The sequence below is a fragment of the Pseudoalteromonas phenolica genome (genome assembly GCF_005876835.1).
In the GTDB taxonomy this organism is placed as follows: domain Bacteria; phylum Pseudomonadota; class Gammaproteobacteria; order Enterobacterales; family Alteromonadaceae; genus Pseudoalteromonas; species Pseudoalteromonas phenolica_B.
Genome location: NZ_PPSW01000006.1, coordinates 163,929 through 178,857, shown reverse-complemented (window position 1 = coordinate 178,857; position 14,929 = coordinate 163,929). Strand labels below are relative to the sequence as shown.

The window sequence follows — 14,929 nt, the reverse complement described above, 5'->3', positions numbered from 1 at the left end:
CACTCCTCCCCTGGTAAATAGAAAAAAGGCACCGCTGTTATATTATTTATACGGTGCCTACAACTTGGTGTGATTAAACTTCGACTGCCAGTGCTACCGCTTCACCACCACCGATACACAGTGATGCAACACCTTTTGAAAGGCCGCGATTACGTAGGGCATGAATTAGAGTAACGAGGATACGCGCACCACTTGCACCGATTGGGTGACCAAGGGCACATGCACCACCATTAACGTTAACTTTGCTTTGCTCAAGACCTAGCTCTTTAATTGCTAGCATAGTCACCATGGCAAATGCTTCGTTGATTTCCCATAAATCTACGTCAGCTTTGTTCCAACCCGCTTTTTCAAGTAGCGTGTTCATTGCGCCAACTGGAGCAACCGTGAATTCTGCTGGCGCTTGTGAGTGAGTCGCGTGAGCAACCACTTTACAAAGCGGTGTTAAACCTTGCTTTTTAGCTTCTGACTCACTCATTAAAATAAGTGCTGCAGCGCCATCTGAAATCGATGATGAGTTTGCTGCGGTAATCGTGCCGTCTTTTTTGAATGCTGGACGTAAACCTGGAATTTTATCTGGACGCGCATTACCTGGTTGCTCATCAATGGCTACTTCAACGTCACCTTTACGCGTTTTTAAGACATGAGAAACTACTTCGTTATTGAAGCTGCCGCTTTCAATCGCTTCATTTGCTTTGCTTAAAGAGCTAAGCGCAAACTCATCCATTTCTTCACGGGTGATGCCATAATCATCCGCAGTTGCTTGTGCAAAACAACCCATCGCTTTGTTGTCGTATGCATCTTCAAGACCATCGGCCATCATGTGATCTTTAATCTCACCATGACCCATACGCATACCGCCACGCGCTTTAGGAATAAAATATGGTGAGTTAGTCATGCTTTCCATACCACCTGCAATTGCAGATGAAATGCTGCCCGCCTTAATTAGGTCGTGAGCAAGCATGGCTGCTTTTAGACCTGAGCCACATACCTTGTTAATCGTTGTTGCACCGGTTGAACGTGCTAGACCTGCATGCAGCATAGCTTGACGTGCTGGTGCTTGACCAAGACCTGCCGGTAGTACACAACCCATGATCACTTCATCAATTGATGCATCCGTAAGCCCTGTTTCGCTCATAACGCTTTTGATTGCAGTTGCGCCAAGCTCTGTTGCGCTTGCGCCTGAAAGTGCACCCATAAAGCCACCCATAGGGGTACGTTTTGCTGCTACGATTACAACTGCTTCGTTACTCATGTTAAACTCCTGTTCACAAGCTTCTTGCTTGTTTGTTTCAAAATGATGATTTGAGCATACCTAATATTTACGTTTACGCCAACGTAAATCTAAAATCAACTTAATTGCGTTGACTTAAACTGTAAACTTAAGTTGCACGTTTTCCTTGCCAATACTGCTGAAAACTGCGAAAAGGCAGTTTATTTAATTAGAACTGCATTAAATATTCACTCTTTTTGTTAACACTCAATAATACATTCCCCAAAACGCAACTTTACCTTTACGTAAACTTCACTTATATTGGTCTAATCTGTTTTGAAGTAAGTGTTAAACAATTATGCAAGATAACCTTAACGAACCTACATTCTCTATTAGCGAATTGGCTAAGGAATTTGACATTACCACCCGTTCTATTCGTTTTTATGAAGATCAGGGATTAATTTCGCCAGAGCGAAATGGTCAAACCCGCATTTATTCAAAACGAGACAAAGTACGTCTAAAACTTATCTTACGCGGCAAGCGCTTAGGCTTCACTCTGGCTGAAACAGGCCGATTATTTGAACTATACGATGCCGATAAATCAAGTGCGAAACAGCTCACCACTATGCTGGCGTTAATAGAAGAAAAGAAAGCTGATTTAAGTCAACAAATGGATGACATTAAAGTGGTTTTGATGGAACTCGTTACCGCAGAGCGTCGTTGTCACGACACCCTAAAAGAGCTTGAAGAGCACGAAGACTAAATAAATTTATAATAACTCTCACACAGGATAACCAAGATGAGCACTGTATCTTTATATAAAGAATTAAACTTTGGATTAGGTGAAACAGCTGACATGATACGTGATCATGTAAACAGCTTTGCAAGTGCTGAAATTGCACCACTTGCTGAGAAAACTGATTTAGACAATGCATTCCCAAATCAACTTTGGCCACAATTCGGGGAGATGGGCTTATTAGGTATTACCGTACCTGAAGAATTTGGTGGTGCAAATATGGGCTACCTTGAACACGTAATTGCGATTGAAGAGATCAGCCGTGCAAGTGCCTCTATCGGTTTAAGCTATGGCGCTCACTCTAACCTGTGTGTAAACCAAATTAACCGCAACGGTAACGACGCGCAAAAACAAAAGTATCTGCCTAAGTTAATTAGCGGCGAACACATTGGCGCACTTGCTATGAGTGAGCCAAATGCGGGTTCTGACGTTGTTTCTATGAAGCTAAAAGCTGAAAAGAAAGGCGATAAGTACATTCTTAATGGTAATAAAATGTGGATCACCAATGGCCCAGACGCAGATGTGTTAGTCGTTTATGCAAAGACTGATTTAGAAGCGGGTTCTAAAGGGATCACAGCATTCATCATTGAAAAAGACTTCCCAGGTTTTTCTACCGCACAAAAGCTAGATAAATTAGGTATGCGCGGCTCAAACACCTGTGAACTGGTTTTTGAAGACTGTGAAGTACCAGAAGAAAACATTCTAGGCACCCTAAACGAAGGTGTTAAGGTGCTAATGAGTGGTCTTGATTATGAGCGTGTTGTGCTTGCAGGTGGACCACTGGGTATTATGCAAGCGTGTATGGACATTGTTGTGCCGTATATTCACGAGCGTAAACAGTTCAATAAATCAATTGGTGAGTTCCAGTTAATTCAAGGTAAAGTCGCTGACATGTATACGCAAATGAATGCTGCGCGTTCATACGTATACACGGTAGCAAAAGCTTGTGACCGTGGTGAAACAACCCGTAAAGATGCTGCAGGTGCCATTTTATATGCTGCAGAGTTGGCAACTAAGCTTGCACTAGATGCGATCCAAATTTTAGGTGGTAATGGTTACATCAACGAATACGCAACGGGTCGTCTACTTCGTGATGCCAAACTCTATGAGATTGGTGCGGGTACGTCTGAAATTCGCCGTATGTTGATTGGTCGTGAACTATTCACAGAAAGCCGCTAAGGACACACCATGACTGTTTTAAACTCATCTATTAATGTGCATGACAGTCAGTTTAAAGCAAACAGTGAAGCCATGGCTTCACTGGTTGCAGATTTAAACGACAAAGTTGCTCAACTTGCACAAGGCGGTGGTGAATCACTTATCGCTCGTCATGAAAGTCGCGGAAAAATGTTTGTTCGTGACCGTATCAATACCCTTCTCGACGAAGGTTCTCCTTTTCTAGAAATCTCTCAATTTGCTGCGTTCGGCGTATACGAGCAAGATATACCTTGTGCAGGTGTGGTTGCTGGTATCGGCCGAGTTCAAGGCGTTGAGTGTATGATTGTCGGTAACGATGCAACCGTAAAAGGCGGCACTTACTTCCCACTGACTGTTAAAAAGCACCTACGCGCCCAAGAAATCGCAGAGCGCTGTCATTTACCTTGTATCTATTTAGTTGATTCAGGGGGCGCAAACTTACCTGAACAAGACGAAGTATTTCCAGACAAACTGCATTTCGGTCGAATCTTCTATAATCAGGCGCGCATGTCGGCTAAAGGCATTCCACAAATTGCTGTGGTAATGGGATTATGTACCGCAGGTGGCGCATATGTACCAGCAATGGCCGATGAAAGTATCATCGTAAAAGAACAAGGCACGATCTTCTTAGCTGGCCCACCACTGGTAAAAGCAGCTACGGGTGAGGAAGTCTCTGCCGAAGACTTAGGCGGTGCAGATGTGCACTGTAAAACGTCAGGTGTTGCCGATCACTACGCAGAAAACGACGAACATGCCCTATCGATTGCCCGTCAATGTGTTGCCCGTTTAAACCATCAGCGCCCTACTGCACCAATACTGAAAGACGAAAAACCACCACGTTACGATATTCGTGAAGTGTATGGCATTGTCGGTACGGATCTTAAAAAACCATTTGATGTACGTGAAGTAATTGCACGTATTGTTGATGATTCTCAATTTGACGAATTCAAGCGCTACTTTGGTGAAACCCTTGTTACTGGCTTTGCTGAAATCTACGGTCACCAAGTAGGGATTGTTGCCAACAACGGTATCTTATTCTCAGAGTCAGCACAAAAAGGTGCACACTTTATTCAATTATGTGCACAGCGCGATATTCCTTTGCTGTTTTTACAAAACATCACAGGCTTCATGGTGGGTCAAAAATACGAAGCAGAAGGTATCGCCAAACACGGTGCCAAAATGGTAACTGCTGTATCTTGTGCTGACGTACCTAAGTTTACTGTACTAATTGGTGGCTCATACGGCGCGGGTAACTATGGTATGTGCGGTCGAGCTTACGAGCCTACCATGATGTGGATGTGGCCAAACGCGCGGATTTCAGTGATGGGCGGCGAACAAGCTGCAGGTGTGCTTACACAAGTGCGTCAAGATGGTCTTGCACGTAAAGGTTTAAGCATGACTGACGAAGAAGTTGCTGAATTCAAAAAGCCAATCGTTGCACAATACGAAGAGCAAGGTCACCCGTACTATGCAAGCGCCCGTTTATGGGACGACGGCATCATTGACCCAGCTGATACTCGTACTGTTTTAGGTCTTGCACTTGAAGCCGCTGCTAACGCGCCTAAGCAAGAATCTAAGTTCGGCATTTTCAGAATGTAAGGAGCGCACTATGTCGGTCACTTTAAATATAACAAAAACAAAAGTGGCGATTTTAGAACTAAGTCGCCCTGAAAAACATAACGCCTTTGACTCGCACGTGATCAACGAGTTGATCCAATGTATTGAGCATGCAAATAGCCTTGATATCCGCGCTTTGGTTTTAAAAACCGAAGGCAAACACTTCTCTGCAGGTGCTGACCTTGGTTGGATGAAATCAATGGCCGGGAATAATTACGATGAAAACGTCGCAGATTCAGAGCAACTTGCAAAGTTAATGCATTTGTTGGCTACCAGCCCTCACCCAACTCTTTGTTTAGTTCAAGGTGCCGCATTTGGTGGCGCACTGGGGTTAATCGCCTGTTGTGACATTGCAGTTGCTAATAGCAACGCTAAATTCTGTTTAAGCGAAGTTAAGCTAGGTCTTATTCCTGCGGTTATTAGCCCTTATGTCATTAAAGCCATTGGTGAGCGCCAAGCGCGTCGCTACTTTTTAACGGCCGAAGTGTTTATGGCTGAAAAAGCGCTAGATATGGGCTTAATTCATGAGATTAATGATGATCTAGCTGCTGCACAAGACCAGTTTGTTGAACTATTACTTAACAACGGTCCTGCCGCTGTTAAATCAGCAAAGTCATTAATTAATGAAGTGGCTAATCAAGACATCAACGCAGAGTTAATCCTTCATACGGCAAAACGCATTGCTGAAATCAGAGTAAGCGAAGAAGGCCAAGAAGGCTTATCTGCATTTTTCGACAAACGTGCGCCTAATTGGCAAACCGCCGCAAAGCAATAAGGTCATTACAATGTTAAAGAAAATTCTAATTGCGAACCGTGGTGAAATTGCCTGCCGCGTTATGAAAACAGCTAAGCGCTTAGGTTTGCGTACAGTTGCTGTTTATTCAGATGCAGATGCCAATGCCCTGCATGTTAAACAGGCTGATGAAGCCTACCATATTGGTCCAGCACCGAGTAAAGATTCTTACTTAGTTGCTGATAGAGTGCTAGAAGTCGCCAAGATGGCTGGCGCAGATTGTATTCATCCGGGCTATGGTTTTTTATCTGAAAATGATATTTTTGCTCAAAAGTGCGAAGACTCGGGTATTGCTTTTTTAGGACCACTTGCAAGCTCTATTGAAGCCATGGGTTCAAAAACACGCGCTAAAGAGATCATGGCTGAAGCTAATGTACCGCTTGTACCAGGTTATTATGGTCAAAACCAAGATGTTGACTTTTTAACGGCTGAAGCTGAGAAAATTGGCTATCCAGTGCTTATCAAAGCGGCATTTGGCGGCGGTGGTAAAGGCATGCGTGTTGTACGCGAAGCGTCAGAGTTCGTGAGCGCCTTAGAAGGCGCAAAGCGTGAAGCGCTTGCTGGATTCGGAAACGACCTAGTATTACTCGAGCGTTACGTCGATACACCACGTCACGTTGAAGTACAAGTCTTTGCAGATACCCTCGGTAACTGTGTTTATTTAGGCGACCGCGATTGCTCTTTACAACGCCGTCACCAAAAAGTGATTGAAGAAGCCCCAGCCCCAGGTTTATCTAACGAACTTCGCCGCGAGATGGGTGAAGCAGCGGTACGTTGTGCTCAAGCAATTAACTATCGTGGTGCAGGTACGGTAGAGTTTTTACTATGTGGCGAAGAATTCTTCTTTATGGAAATGAATACCCGTCTGCAAGTAGAGCATCCAGTTACTGAAATGGTCACTGGCCTTGACCTTGTTGAATGGCAAATTCGTGTCGCAAGTGGTGAAGTGCTTCCTCTTAAACAAGCTCAAGTTACTTTATCGGGCCATAGTTTTGAAGCGCGTATTTACGCCGAAGACCCGACTGAGAACTTTATGCCATACTCTGGCACACTGACACACTTATCTTTCCCAGCTGAAAACCAAGGCGTACGTGTTGATACGGGTGTGCAAGCAGGTGCAGAGATTAGCCCATTCTACGACCCAATGATCGCCAAGTTAATTGTGCATGGCGCAGATCGTAAAACTGCTCTACTTAAGCTGCACCACGCATTAGAAGAAGTGCATTTATCGGGTGTTAAATCCAACATTGCGTTTTTACATCACCTATCGGGACACGATACTTTTGTTGCTGGTGCACCAGATACCCACTTTATTGATACTCAAACTGAAGTATTAACTGTAGAGCATGCGCCTGAAGAAATGATCTCTGTGATTGCAGCAGCAGCTTACTTAGCAAATAAACAAAACCAAGCGAATTTTGCTGCCGCTAAATCACCTTGGCAAAGTGCCCTAGGTTTTAAACTAAACCAAGCCGCTGCTGTCGTTGTGCCATTTGACGGCTTAAGTATTAAAGTACTTGTTCAAGACAATGGCTTTAAATTAATTGTAGGTGGTAACGAACACACAGTTTCAGCAAATCTTAAAGGTGAATCTTTAACCATCAACCTTGATGGCCGCATTTACAAAGCCAGCGCATTGGTCAATGAAGAGCAAGTCACGGTGATGTTCAGCGCCTTTGTGCGTACTTTTGATTTACGTTCTAAACACTACATTAGCCAACATGAACATGAAGAAGCACCATTAGCAGCGCCTCTAAACGGTACGGTTGTTAAGCACCTTGTTGAAGTGGGTGCTGATGTCGCTAAAGGTGATGCAGTGGTAGTTATTGAAGCCATGAAAATGGAATATACGCTTAACGCCCCATTTGCAGGCACACTAACCAGCTATTGCTTTGCTGAAGGCGAATTAGTAAGTCACGGTGCCCTACTTGCCATCGTTGAAGCTGCGGAGGCATAACATGGCGTATCCAACTCAGGTCAAAATCGTTGAAGTGGGTGCCCGTGATGGCTTACAAAATGAAAGCAAAGTCACCACTGAGCAAAAGATAGCCCTGTTAAATGGGTTATCTGAAGCTGGTGTTATTCATCTTGAGGCAGGTGCCTTTGTATCGCCTAAGTGGGTGCCGCAAATGGCGGACTCGGCTGAAGTTATAAAAGGTTTATCTGTTAACCAAAACGCGCAGCTTTCAGCGCTCACGCCAAACTTAAAAGGCGCAGAAGCCGCCCTAGAATGCGGCATTAAAGAGTTCGCTATTTTTACCGCGGCCAGCGAAGCGTTTACTCAAAAGAACATTAATTGCTCTATTGAAGAAAGTATTGAGCGCTTTAAACCTGTAGTAGAGCTAGCTCAGCAACATAACGTTAAAGTTCGCGGCTATGTCAGTTGTGTGGTTGGCTGCCCTTATCAAGGCGATGTGCAACCCGAAGCAGTACTTGATGTGTGTAAACAATTGTTGGCTCTTGGCTGTTATGAAATAAGCCTAGGCGACACCATTGGCGTTGGTACACCAGGTAAAGTGAAAAAACTACTTGATTTGCTTACTAAAGAACTGCCTTTAGACAAGCTAGCTGTACACTTTCACGATACCTACGGGCAAGCTATCGCCAATATCCACACGGCACTAGAAATGGGCATTAGTACCATAGACAGTGCCGTTGCAGGCCTGGGTGGTTGCCCTTATGCACAAGGTGCGTCAGGAAATGTTGCCACTGAAGATGTAATTTACTTACTTGAAGGGCTTGGCATAAGTACCCAAATTGATTTAGAAAGGCTTGCCAAAGCAGGTTGGGCTATCTGTGATGCCTTAAATAAGCCCCCTGCCAGCAAAGTTTCTTTAGCATTACGTGCGAAGTGCGAACAATAACAATGATAGTGGCGTGAGCATTATGCTCGCGCTCTTTTGACAAACAAAAGTTAGGAGTGGTCTTATGGCCGGTTTTGATAAAGTAGTGAATAGCTACGCCGAAGCAATGGCGGGTTTAAAAGATGGTGACACCATCATCGCCGGTGGTTTTGGTTTATGTGGGATCCCTGAAGGTTTAATTGCAGAAATTAAACGTCTACAAACCAAAGAGCTGACTGTTGTCTCTAACAACTGTGGTGTTGATGACTTTGGTTTAGGTATTTTATTACAAGACCGTCAGATAAAAAAAATCATCGCCTCTTATGTTGGTGAGAATGCCCTTTTCGAGCAGCAATTACTAGACGGCATCATCGATGTTGAGTTAACTCCACAAGGTACATTGGCTGAGAAAATGCGTGCCGGTGGTGCAGGTATTCCTGGTTTCTATACTGCGACAGGTTACGGTACACCGATTGCTGAAGGTAAAGAAGTTAAAGAGTTCAACGGCCGTCCTTATATTCTTGAAGAATCAATCACTGGTGAATTTGCCATTGTAAAAGCATGGAAAGCAGACCGTTATGGCAACCTTGTGTTCCGCCATACAGCAATGAATTTCAACCCTATGGCTGCAACTGCAGGCAAAATTACCGTTGCTGAAGTTGAAGAAATCGTCGAGCCTGGTGAACTTGAACCAAGTCAAATTCATACTCCAGGCATTTATGTAAACCGTGTTATCAAAGGTGACTTTGAAAAACGCATCGAACGCGTTACAACCAGTAAGTAAGGAGCATAACTATGGCTTTATCTCGTGAACAAGTTGCAATGCGTGTTGCGCAAGAACTTCAAGACGGTTATTACGTAAATTTAGGGATTGGTATTCCTACCCTAGTGGCTAACTATGTACCTGACGGCATTGAAGTTATGCTGCAATCAGAAAACGGCTTATTAGGCATGGGTCCATACCCTACTGAAGACCAAGTTGATGCAGATATGATCAACGCGGGTAAAGAAACCGTGACAGCTGCGACAGGTGCCGCTATTTTTAATAGTGCACAAAGCTTTGCCATGATCCGTGGTGGTCATGTAGACTTAACGGTTCTAGGTGCATTTGAAGTTGACCAAGAAGGTAATATCGCTTCTTGGATGATCCCGAAAAAATTAATCAAAGGCATGGGTGGCGCGATGGATTTAGTTGCCGGCGCACAAAACATCATCGTTACTATGACCCATGCTAGTAAACATGGCGACTCTAAATTATTAGAGAAATGCTCGCTACCTTTAACTGGCGTTAATTGCGTTAAAAAAATCGTAACTGACCTTGCGGTATTAGAAGTTAAAGATGGCGCATTTTATTTGCTAGAACGCGCGCCGGGTGTTACTGTTGATGAAATTATAAGCAAAACAGCGGGTAAGCTAATCGTAGACGGCGATATCCCTGAAATGCAGTTCTAATTCAGTGTCGACAATAACAACACAAATGTACCGACCTCATTCCCAGTGCTAATGCACTGAGTTACCCAAAACCCCTCAAACGAGGGGTTTTTTTTCGTCTATAACTTGCTACATTTAGTTACAAACTTAAATTATTTGTTTCAATTTAAGTGTTAAACTATGTACCGATAATATACAAACAATATGGACGTATAAAAATGAAAAAAACTGCGTTATCGGCGTTGGCTTTAGCTGTAAGCCTAGCCTTGACAGGTTGTAACTCAACAACCAACTCTTCTTCTCAAAATTCAGTCGTGGCAAGTTCAACACAAGCCTTACCAAGTATCGATATTGCTTATGATACTTTTACTTTAGACAATGGTTTAAAAGTTGTTGTTCATACAGATCGTAAAGCCCCTATCGTTGCTGTTAACGTTTGGTATAACGTTGGTTCAAAACATGAACCTGAAGGTAAGTCTGGTTTTGCTCACCTATTTGAACACTTAATGTTCAATGGTTCAGAAAACTATGACGATGAATACTTTGGTCCGTTTGAAAGAGCTGGTGCGACTGAAATGAACGGTACCACAAACAGCGACCGTACAAACTACTTCCAAAACGTACCAACTACCGCCATTGATATGGCGCTGTGGATGGAATCGGACCGTATGGGTCACCTGCTAGGCGCAATCACACAAGAAAAGTTAGACGAGCAACGTGGCGTTGTACAAAACGAAAAGCGTCAAAGTGAAGGCCAACCTTACGGTAAAATGTGGGAAGCAATTACTGTAAATACCTTCCCTAAAGGTCACCCTTATTCATGGACAGTAATTGGCTCAATGGATGACCTTAATGCTGCATCACTTGATGATGTGCACCAATGGTTTAAAGACTACTACGGCCCTAATAATGCTGTATTAGTGCTAGCAGGTGACATTGACGTTGAAACGGCAAAAGAAAAAGCAAACAAATACTTTGGTGACATCAAACCAGGTAAGCCTGTAGCGCAGATGGAAGCATGGGTTGCTAAGCGTAGTGGCGAAAAGCGTATGGTTATGCAAGACCGCGTTCCTGCGTCACGTGTTCTAAAAGTATGGAATACCGCCGAACTTGGAACTGCCGACTCTGAATACCTTTCTCTTTTTGCTGACGTACTTGCTTCTGGCAAAAACAGTCGTCTTTACCAACGCTTAGTTTATCAAGAGCAACTTGCATCTAGTGTATTTGCATTTAACTTCCAGCGCGTACTAGCCGGTCAGATTATTCTAGGTGCTGACGCGTTAGATAAGAGCAAACTACCAGAGATTGAAGCCATCATTGATGAAGAACTAAATCGTTTAATCACTGAAGGTCCAACAGCTGAAGAGCTAAACCGCATTAAGTTTGCAAATGCTTCTGGTTGGATCAAGCGAGTTGAAGGTGTAGGCGGTTTTGGTGGTAAGTCTGATGTTTTAGCATCAGGTTCTATCTATCATAATGACCCTGGCTTTTATAAAAAATCACAAGAAATTCAGGCTAACGCTACTGTTTCAGATGTACAACAAGCAGCTGAAAAATGGCTTACTGATGGTGAGTTTATCTTAACAATTAATCCTTTTGAAAAGTATTCAGCTAACGAAAAAGGCGCTGATCGTTCAAAGGTACCAAGTGTTGATTCACTACCAAAACTAGATTTACCAGAAGTGCAAACTACAACGCTAAGTAATGGCCTTGAAGTTGTCTTAGCAAAGCGTTCAGATACACCGACTGTTGAACTTAGCTTACAATTTGATTCTGGTTTCGCGACTGATATTGAAGCTAAATCTGGTTTAGCTAACTTCTCTATGTCAATGCTAGATGAAGGTACGACGAGTTTAGATGCATTGCAATTAGCCGCTGAGCTAGAAAAGATTGGCGCGTCAGTAGGTGCATGGGCAAGCTTAGATACTTCATCTATGACCTTAAGCACACTTTCTGTTAACTGGGAAAAGAGTATTTCACTGTTTGCAGATATCTTACAAAACCCAGCATTAAAAGACGCTGATATTGAGCGTGTAAGAAAATTAGTACTTGATGGCATTAAGCAAGAACAAGCTCGTCCGCAAACAAATGCTTACCGCATTCTTCCACCACTCCTTTATGGTGAAGGTCACCCATACGCACAACCTTTAACAGGTTCAGGTACTGAAGAAGATGTTAAAGCAATCACTAAAGCCGATATTGAAGCACATTTAAGAAAATGGCTACGTCCTGATAACGCACGTATGGTTGTGGTTGGTGATATTGACCTAGATACTTTAACTGCTTCTCTTGAATCGCAACTAGACCAATGGAAAGCACCTAATACGGCAAAACCTGTAAAGCAATTCAAACAAGTCGCTGCACCTGAAAAAGCGCAAATCTTTGTACTTGATAAGCCTGAGGCACCGCAATCATTGATTATTGCAGGCCTACTTGGCGACTCGCGCGACAACCTAAAACCAGGTCAAGACATTAAACTTGATGTTATGAACGCAATTTTAGGTGGTACATTTACATCACGTATCAATATGAACCTACGTGAAGACAAAGGTTGGTCATACGGTGCTCGTAGTATGCTTATGAATGCACAAGCTCAATCTCCATTTATTGTTTATGCTCCTGTTCAGACTGATAAAACAAAAGATTCTATCCAAGAAATCTTGAAAGAGCTTAACGGTTACATTAAGTCTGATTTAGCAAAAGAATCTGAGCTAGACAAAGTAGTGTCTAACAAGGTTGCTAAGATCCCAGGAAGTTACGAGAAAAAACGTAGTCTTCGTAATGCGCTGGCTGATGCGTACAGCAAAGGTCGTACAATTGAATACCTTGAGCAATACGGCGAAAAAGTAAAATCGCTTGAACTTAAAGATATCCACAACGAAGCGAAAGGCTTAATCAACCCGAATCAACTAACTTGGGTTATTGTTGGCGATGTTGCCAAAATTAAGTCTCAGCTAGAAAGCTTAAATATTGGTGACATCACTTACCTTTAATATAAGCTGATTATTTAAAGTTAACAAAGCAGTGTGGTTTTCCATGCTGCTTTTTTTTTGTAAAAATTCTAGTTTTTTTAATATGCCAATTTTGCATTTGTTATAGTTACTATAAAATAGGCTTTTTACTTTGGAGAGTTGTATGAGCCAAACATTTAAAGTTATCCCCCCTACCACTAAAGTTTTCTGTCATGAACGCGGTGAAGGTTGGACCTTAACCGGGATCACTGATATCAACGAGCATACTTCAGTTATGTTTAACGGCACACGTTATACCATTCCTGCAAAAAATATTATTGAGGAACTTTTACCAAATTTTGAAAAACAAATACAAAAGAACTAATTTTTATTTGAAAAGTGTTAAGTAAAAGACAATAATACTCGCATCTGCAAAGATAATAATGGATGCGCCTTCCCTTTATGGACTAAGACCCACATCAGTTTGGATTTGATGTGTCATTACTTTGTGTTTTCTATAGTTACGGAACTGTATTTAGGATTGCACTATGTATAAGTCTTTCATGTTATCGTCTTTGGCGATTGCGATTTCTGCTACTTCATTCTCATTATTAGCGAATGAATGTAAAGGTGAGCTATACGGTATCAACGCTGGTCGCGGTGAAACCGGTATCTTATTTAAACTTGATGATCAACTTCAAAACGTAAAGGCTGACTCTGTCGCTGAGTTTAGCTCTGCTGCCTTAGCATACGATGCTCAACAAAATAGAATTTACTATGTCTCTGCTCCAAGAGCATTAGCATATAAAGTCGACATTAGTCAGTTGAATCTATCAAACGCTGACAAAAAGCACTTACCTATTGCAGGTGATCGTTTTAAATATACCAAACTCGCCTACTTTGATGTCGAAACTCAAACTCACACAGAGGTCGGTCGAACAAAAGGCGTTATATCTCTTGTCTTTGACAAAGCGAATAACCGTCTTATCGGCAGTAGTTTTTCTGCACTATATGAAATCAACCCACAAACAGGTGAGTACACCAAGCTTGCAGATTTAGGTGTACTTAGTGGTAAGTACCGTGGTGATTTAGCATTCTATAATGATGAATTGATACTAGTAACAAGTACTACGTCTTATAAGATCAACCAATCAGACTATTCAGTTCAAAAATTAGCAAAACATAACTTAACAGCCGTTACGGGTGCGACTATAGACCATGCAGGAAACTTAATAATTAGCCGAACTAAAATTAATGACTTAGGTCACACAAACAAATCTGATATTTATAAACTGAATCCGCATTCTGGAAATACGTGTTTCATTTCAGAAGTCCCAGTGAGACTTAACGACCTCACTACCAACACAGCTGAAACCACAACATGTTACACAGCCCCTTTGTGTGAAACAGATCCTCTGCCGAATATTTCACTATCAGCAATTGAAGATACCGTTACTGAAGGTCAAACTTTGTCCTTCTATGTCAGCCTTTCTAACAGTTACTATCAAGACGTTGAAGTTGAGGTTTCGGCAATTGAAGGGTCAGCAACTAGCGCTGATTATACTTTCCCAACACAGATAGTCAGCTTTGCTGCTGGTGAGACAGATGTCACTATTGAAGTTCCAACGATTGATAATGATGAATATAGTGAAACTAAGAGCTTTTCTATTCAAGCTACGGCAAGCTTAAATAGTAATGGCAGTGCAAATCTACCTGCAATGATCCTAAACGATGATGCTGAATGCATCCCAGTTCCACATACCAAAATAAACTATCAATTTGTCAGTGAAAGCGCGGGCTACAACAATGATTGGGGCATAAAAGTTAATAATCAATTTATCAAACTACTCGATGAATATGGTGGCTCTGGTAGTTATCAATTACCTGCATCAACGCATTTTGACTATGCACTCGCACTAAATGGCAATGCTTCTAAACTTACCAACAACTTTAGGTGGCATGGACAAACACAGTATTGGGAAGATCAAAATGATGCTGATTATAATGACTTCATAGTACGAGTTTGGACAGAACAAATTCAAGTAGGCTGTAATTAAACCAGCTTAAAGGGAGCGTAGAGCTCCCTTTTTT

General features: G+C 42.4%; 12 protein-coding genes. 11 read left to right on the top strand and 1 reads right to left on the bottom strand.

The window, feature by feature from the left end:
• Nucleotides 1-73 precede the first annotated feature (73 nt).
• Nucleotides 74-1,252: a thiolase family protein gene (locus C1E24_RS03325; RefSeq protein WP_138478709.1), complete on the bottom strand. Its 1,179-nt coding sequence runs from the start codon at nucleotides 1,250-1,252 to the stop codon at nucleotides 74-76.
• 316 nt (nucleotides 1,253-1,568) lie between these two features.
• On the opposite strand from C1E24_RS03325, the gene C1E24_RS03320 reads away from it, so the two are divergent.
• From C1E24_RS03320 to C1E24_RS03270, 11 genes are all read left to right on the top strand, one after another.
• A complete protein-coding gene (locus tag C1E24_RS03320) occupies nucleotides 1,569-1,973 on the top strand; it encodes a MerR family transcriptional regulator (RefSeq protein WP_138478707.1) in 405 nt (134 codons plus the stop codon).
• Between the two features lie 36 nt (nucleotides 1,974-2,009).
• Nucleotides 2,010-3,185 carry an isovaleryl-CoA dehydrogenase gene (locus C1E24_RS03315; RefSeq protein WP_138478705.1) on the top strand — a complete coding sequence of 392 codons (1,176 nt, stop codon included), beginning with the start codon at nucleotides 2,010-2,012 and terminating at the stop codon, nucleotides 3,183-3,185.
• 9 nt (nucleotides 3,186-3,194) lie between these two features.
• The gene (locus tag C1E24_RS03310; RefSeq protein WP_138478703.1) at nucleotides 3,195-4,802 is read left to right on the top strand and encodes a carboxyl transferase domain-containing protein; all 1,608 of its coding nucleotides are present in this window, start codon (nucleotides 3,195-3,197) and stop codon (nucleotides 4,800-4,802) included.
• Between the two features lie 10 nt (nucleotides 4,803-4,812).
• On the top strand, nucleotides 4,813-5,595 hold the full coding sequence (locus tag C1E24_RS03305) for an enoyl-CoA hydratase-related protein (RefSeq protein WP_138478701.1): 783 nt from the start codon (nucleotides 4,813-4,815) through the stop codon (nucleotides 5,593-5,595).
• A 10-nt stretch (nucleotides 5,596-5,605) separates the two neighbouring features.
• Nucleotides 5,606-7,570, top strand: a complete 1,965-nt coding sequence (locus C1E24_RS03300; RefSeq protein WP_138478699.1) for an acetyl/propionyl/methylcrotonyl-CoA carboxylase subunit alpha — start codon at nucleotides 5,606-5,608, stop codon at nucleotides 7,568-7,570.
• A 1-nt stretch (nucleotide 7,571) separates the two neighbouring features.
• Nucleotides 7,572-8,477, top strand: a complete 906-nt coding sequence (locus C1E24_RS03295; protein ID WP_138478697.1) for a hydroxymethylglutaryl-CoA lyase — start codon at nucleotides 7,572-7,574, stop codon at nucleotides 8,475-8,477.
• A gap of 64 nt (nucleotides 8,478-8,541) precedes the next feature.
• Nucleotides 8,542-9,240, top strand: a complete 699-nt coding sequence (locus C1E24_RS03290; RefSeq protein ID WP_058029874.1) for a CoA transferase subunit A — start codon at nucleotides 8,542-8,544, stop codon at nucleotides 9,238-9,240.
• An 11-nt stretch (nucleotides 9,241-9,251) separates the two neighbouring features.
• A complete protein-coding gene (locus tag C1E24_RS03285; protein ID WP_138478695.1) occupies nucleotides 9,252-9,908 on the top strand; it encodes a CoA transferase subunit B in 657 nt (218 codons plus the stop codon).
• Between the two features lie 197 nt (nucleotides 9,909-10,105).
• Nucleotides 10,106-12,880, top strand: coding sequence for a M16 family metallopeptidase (locus tag C1E24_RS03280; RefSeq protein WP_171040747.1), 2,775 nt, complete (start codon nucleotides 10,106-10,108; stop codon nucleotides 12,878-12,880).
• A gap of 142 nt (nucleotides 12,881-13,022) precedes the next feature.
• Complete coding sequence (locus C1E24_RS03275) at nucleotides 13,023-13,223, top strand: hypothetical protein (RefSeq protein WP_138478693.1); 201 nt, start codon at nucleotides 13,023-13,025, stop codon at nucleotides 13,221-13,223.
• Between the two features lie 163 nt (nucleotides 13,224-13,386).
• Nucleotides 13,387-14,895 (top strand): Calx-beta domain-containing protein, encoded by a 1,509-nt coding sequence (locus C1E24_RS03270; RefSeq protein ID WP_138478691.1) that lies wholly within the window; start codon nucleotides 13,387-13,389, stop codon nucleotides 14,893-14,895.
• Nucleotides 14,896-14,929: the final 34 nt, after the last annotated feature.

Excerpts from the sequence above, each read along its gene's own strand:
- C1E24_RS03280 (WP_171040747.1), top strand. The coding sequence starts at position 10,106 with ATGAAAAAAACTGCGTTATCGGCGTTGGCTTTAGCTGTAAGCCTAGCC.
- C1E24_RS03320 (WP_138478707.1), top strand. The coding sequence starts at position 1,569 with ATGCAAGATAACCTTAACGAACCTACATTCTCTATTAGCGAATTGGCT.
- C1E24_RS03295 (WP_138478697.1), top strand. The coding sequence starts at position 7,572 with ATGGCGTATCCAACTCAGGTCAAAATCGTTGAAGTGGGTGCCCGTGAT.
- C1E24_RS03270 (WP_138478691.1), top strand. The coding sequence starts at position 13,387 with ATGTATAAGTCTTTCATGTTATCGTCTTTGGCGATTGCGATTTCTGCT.
- C1E24_RS03290 (WP_058029874.1), top strand. The coding sequence starts at position 8,542 with ATGGCCGGTTTTGATAAAGTAGTGAATAGCTACGCCGAAGCAATGGCG.
- C1E24_RS03300 (WP_138478699.1), top strand. The coding sequence starts at position 5,606 with ATGTTAAAGAAAATTCTAATTGCGAACCGTGGTGAAATTGCCTGCCGC.
- C1E24_RS03305 (WP_138478701.1), top strand. The coding sequence starts at position 4,813 with ATGTCGGTCACTTTAAATATAACAAAAACAAAAGTGGCGATTTTAGAA.
- C1E24_RS03285 (WP_138478695.1), top strand. The coding sequence starts at position 9,252 with ATGGCTTTATCTCGTGAACAAGTTGCAATGCGTGTTGCGCAAGAACTT.
- C1E24_RS03315 (WP_138478705.1), top strand. The coding sequence starts at position 2,010 with ATGAGCACTGTATCTTTATATAAAGAATTAAACTTTGGATTAGGTGAA.
- C1E24_RS03325 (WP_138478709.1), bottom strand. The coding sequence starts at position 1,252 with ATGAGTAACGAAGCAGTTGTAATCGTAGCAGCAAAACGTACCCCTATG.
- C1E24_RS03275 (WP_138478693.1), top strand. The coding sequence starts at position 13,023 with ATGAGCCAAACATTTAAAGTTATCCCCCCTACCACTAAAGTTTTCTGT.
- C1E24_RS03310 (WP_138478703.1), top strand. The coding sequence starts at position 3,195 with ATGACTGTTTTAAACTCATCTATTAATGTGCATGACAGTCAGTTTAAA.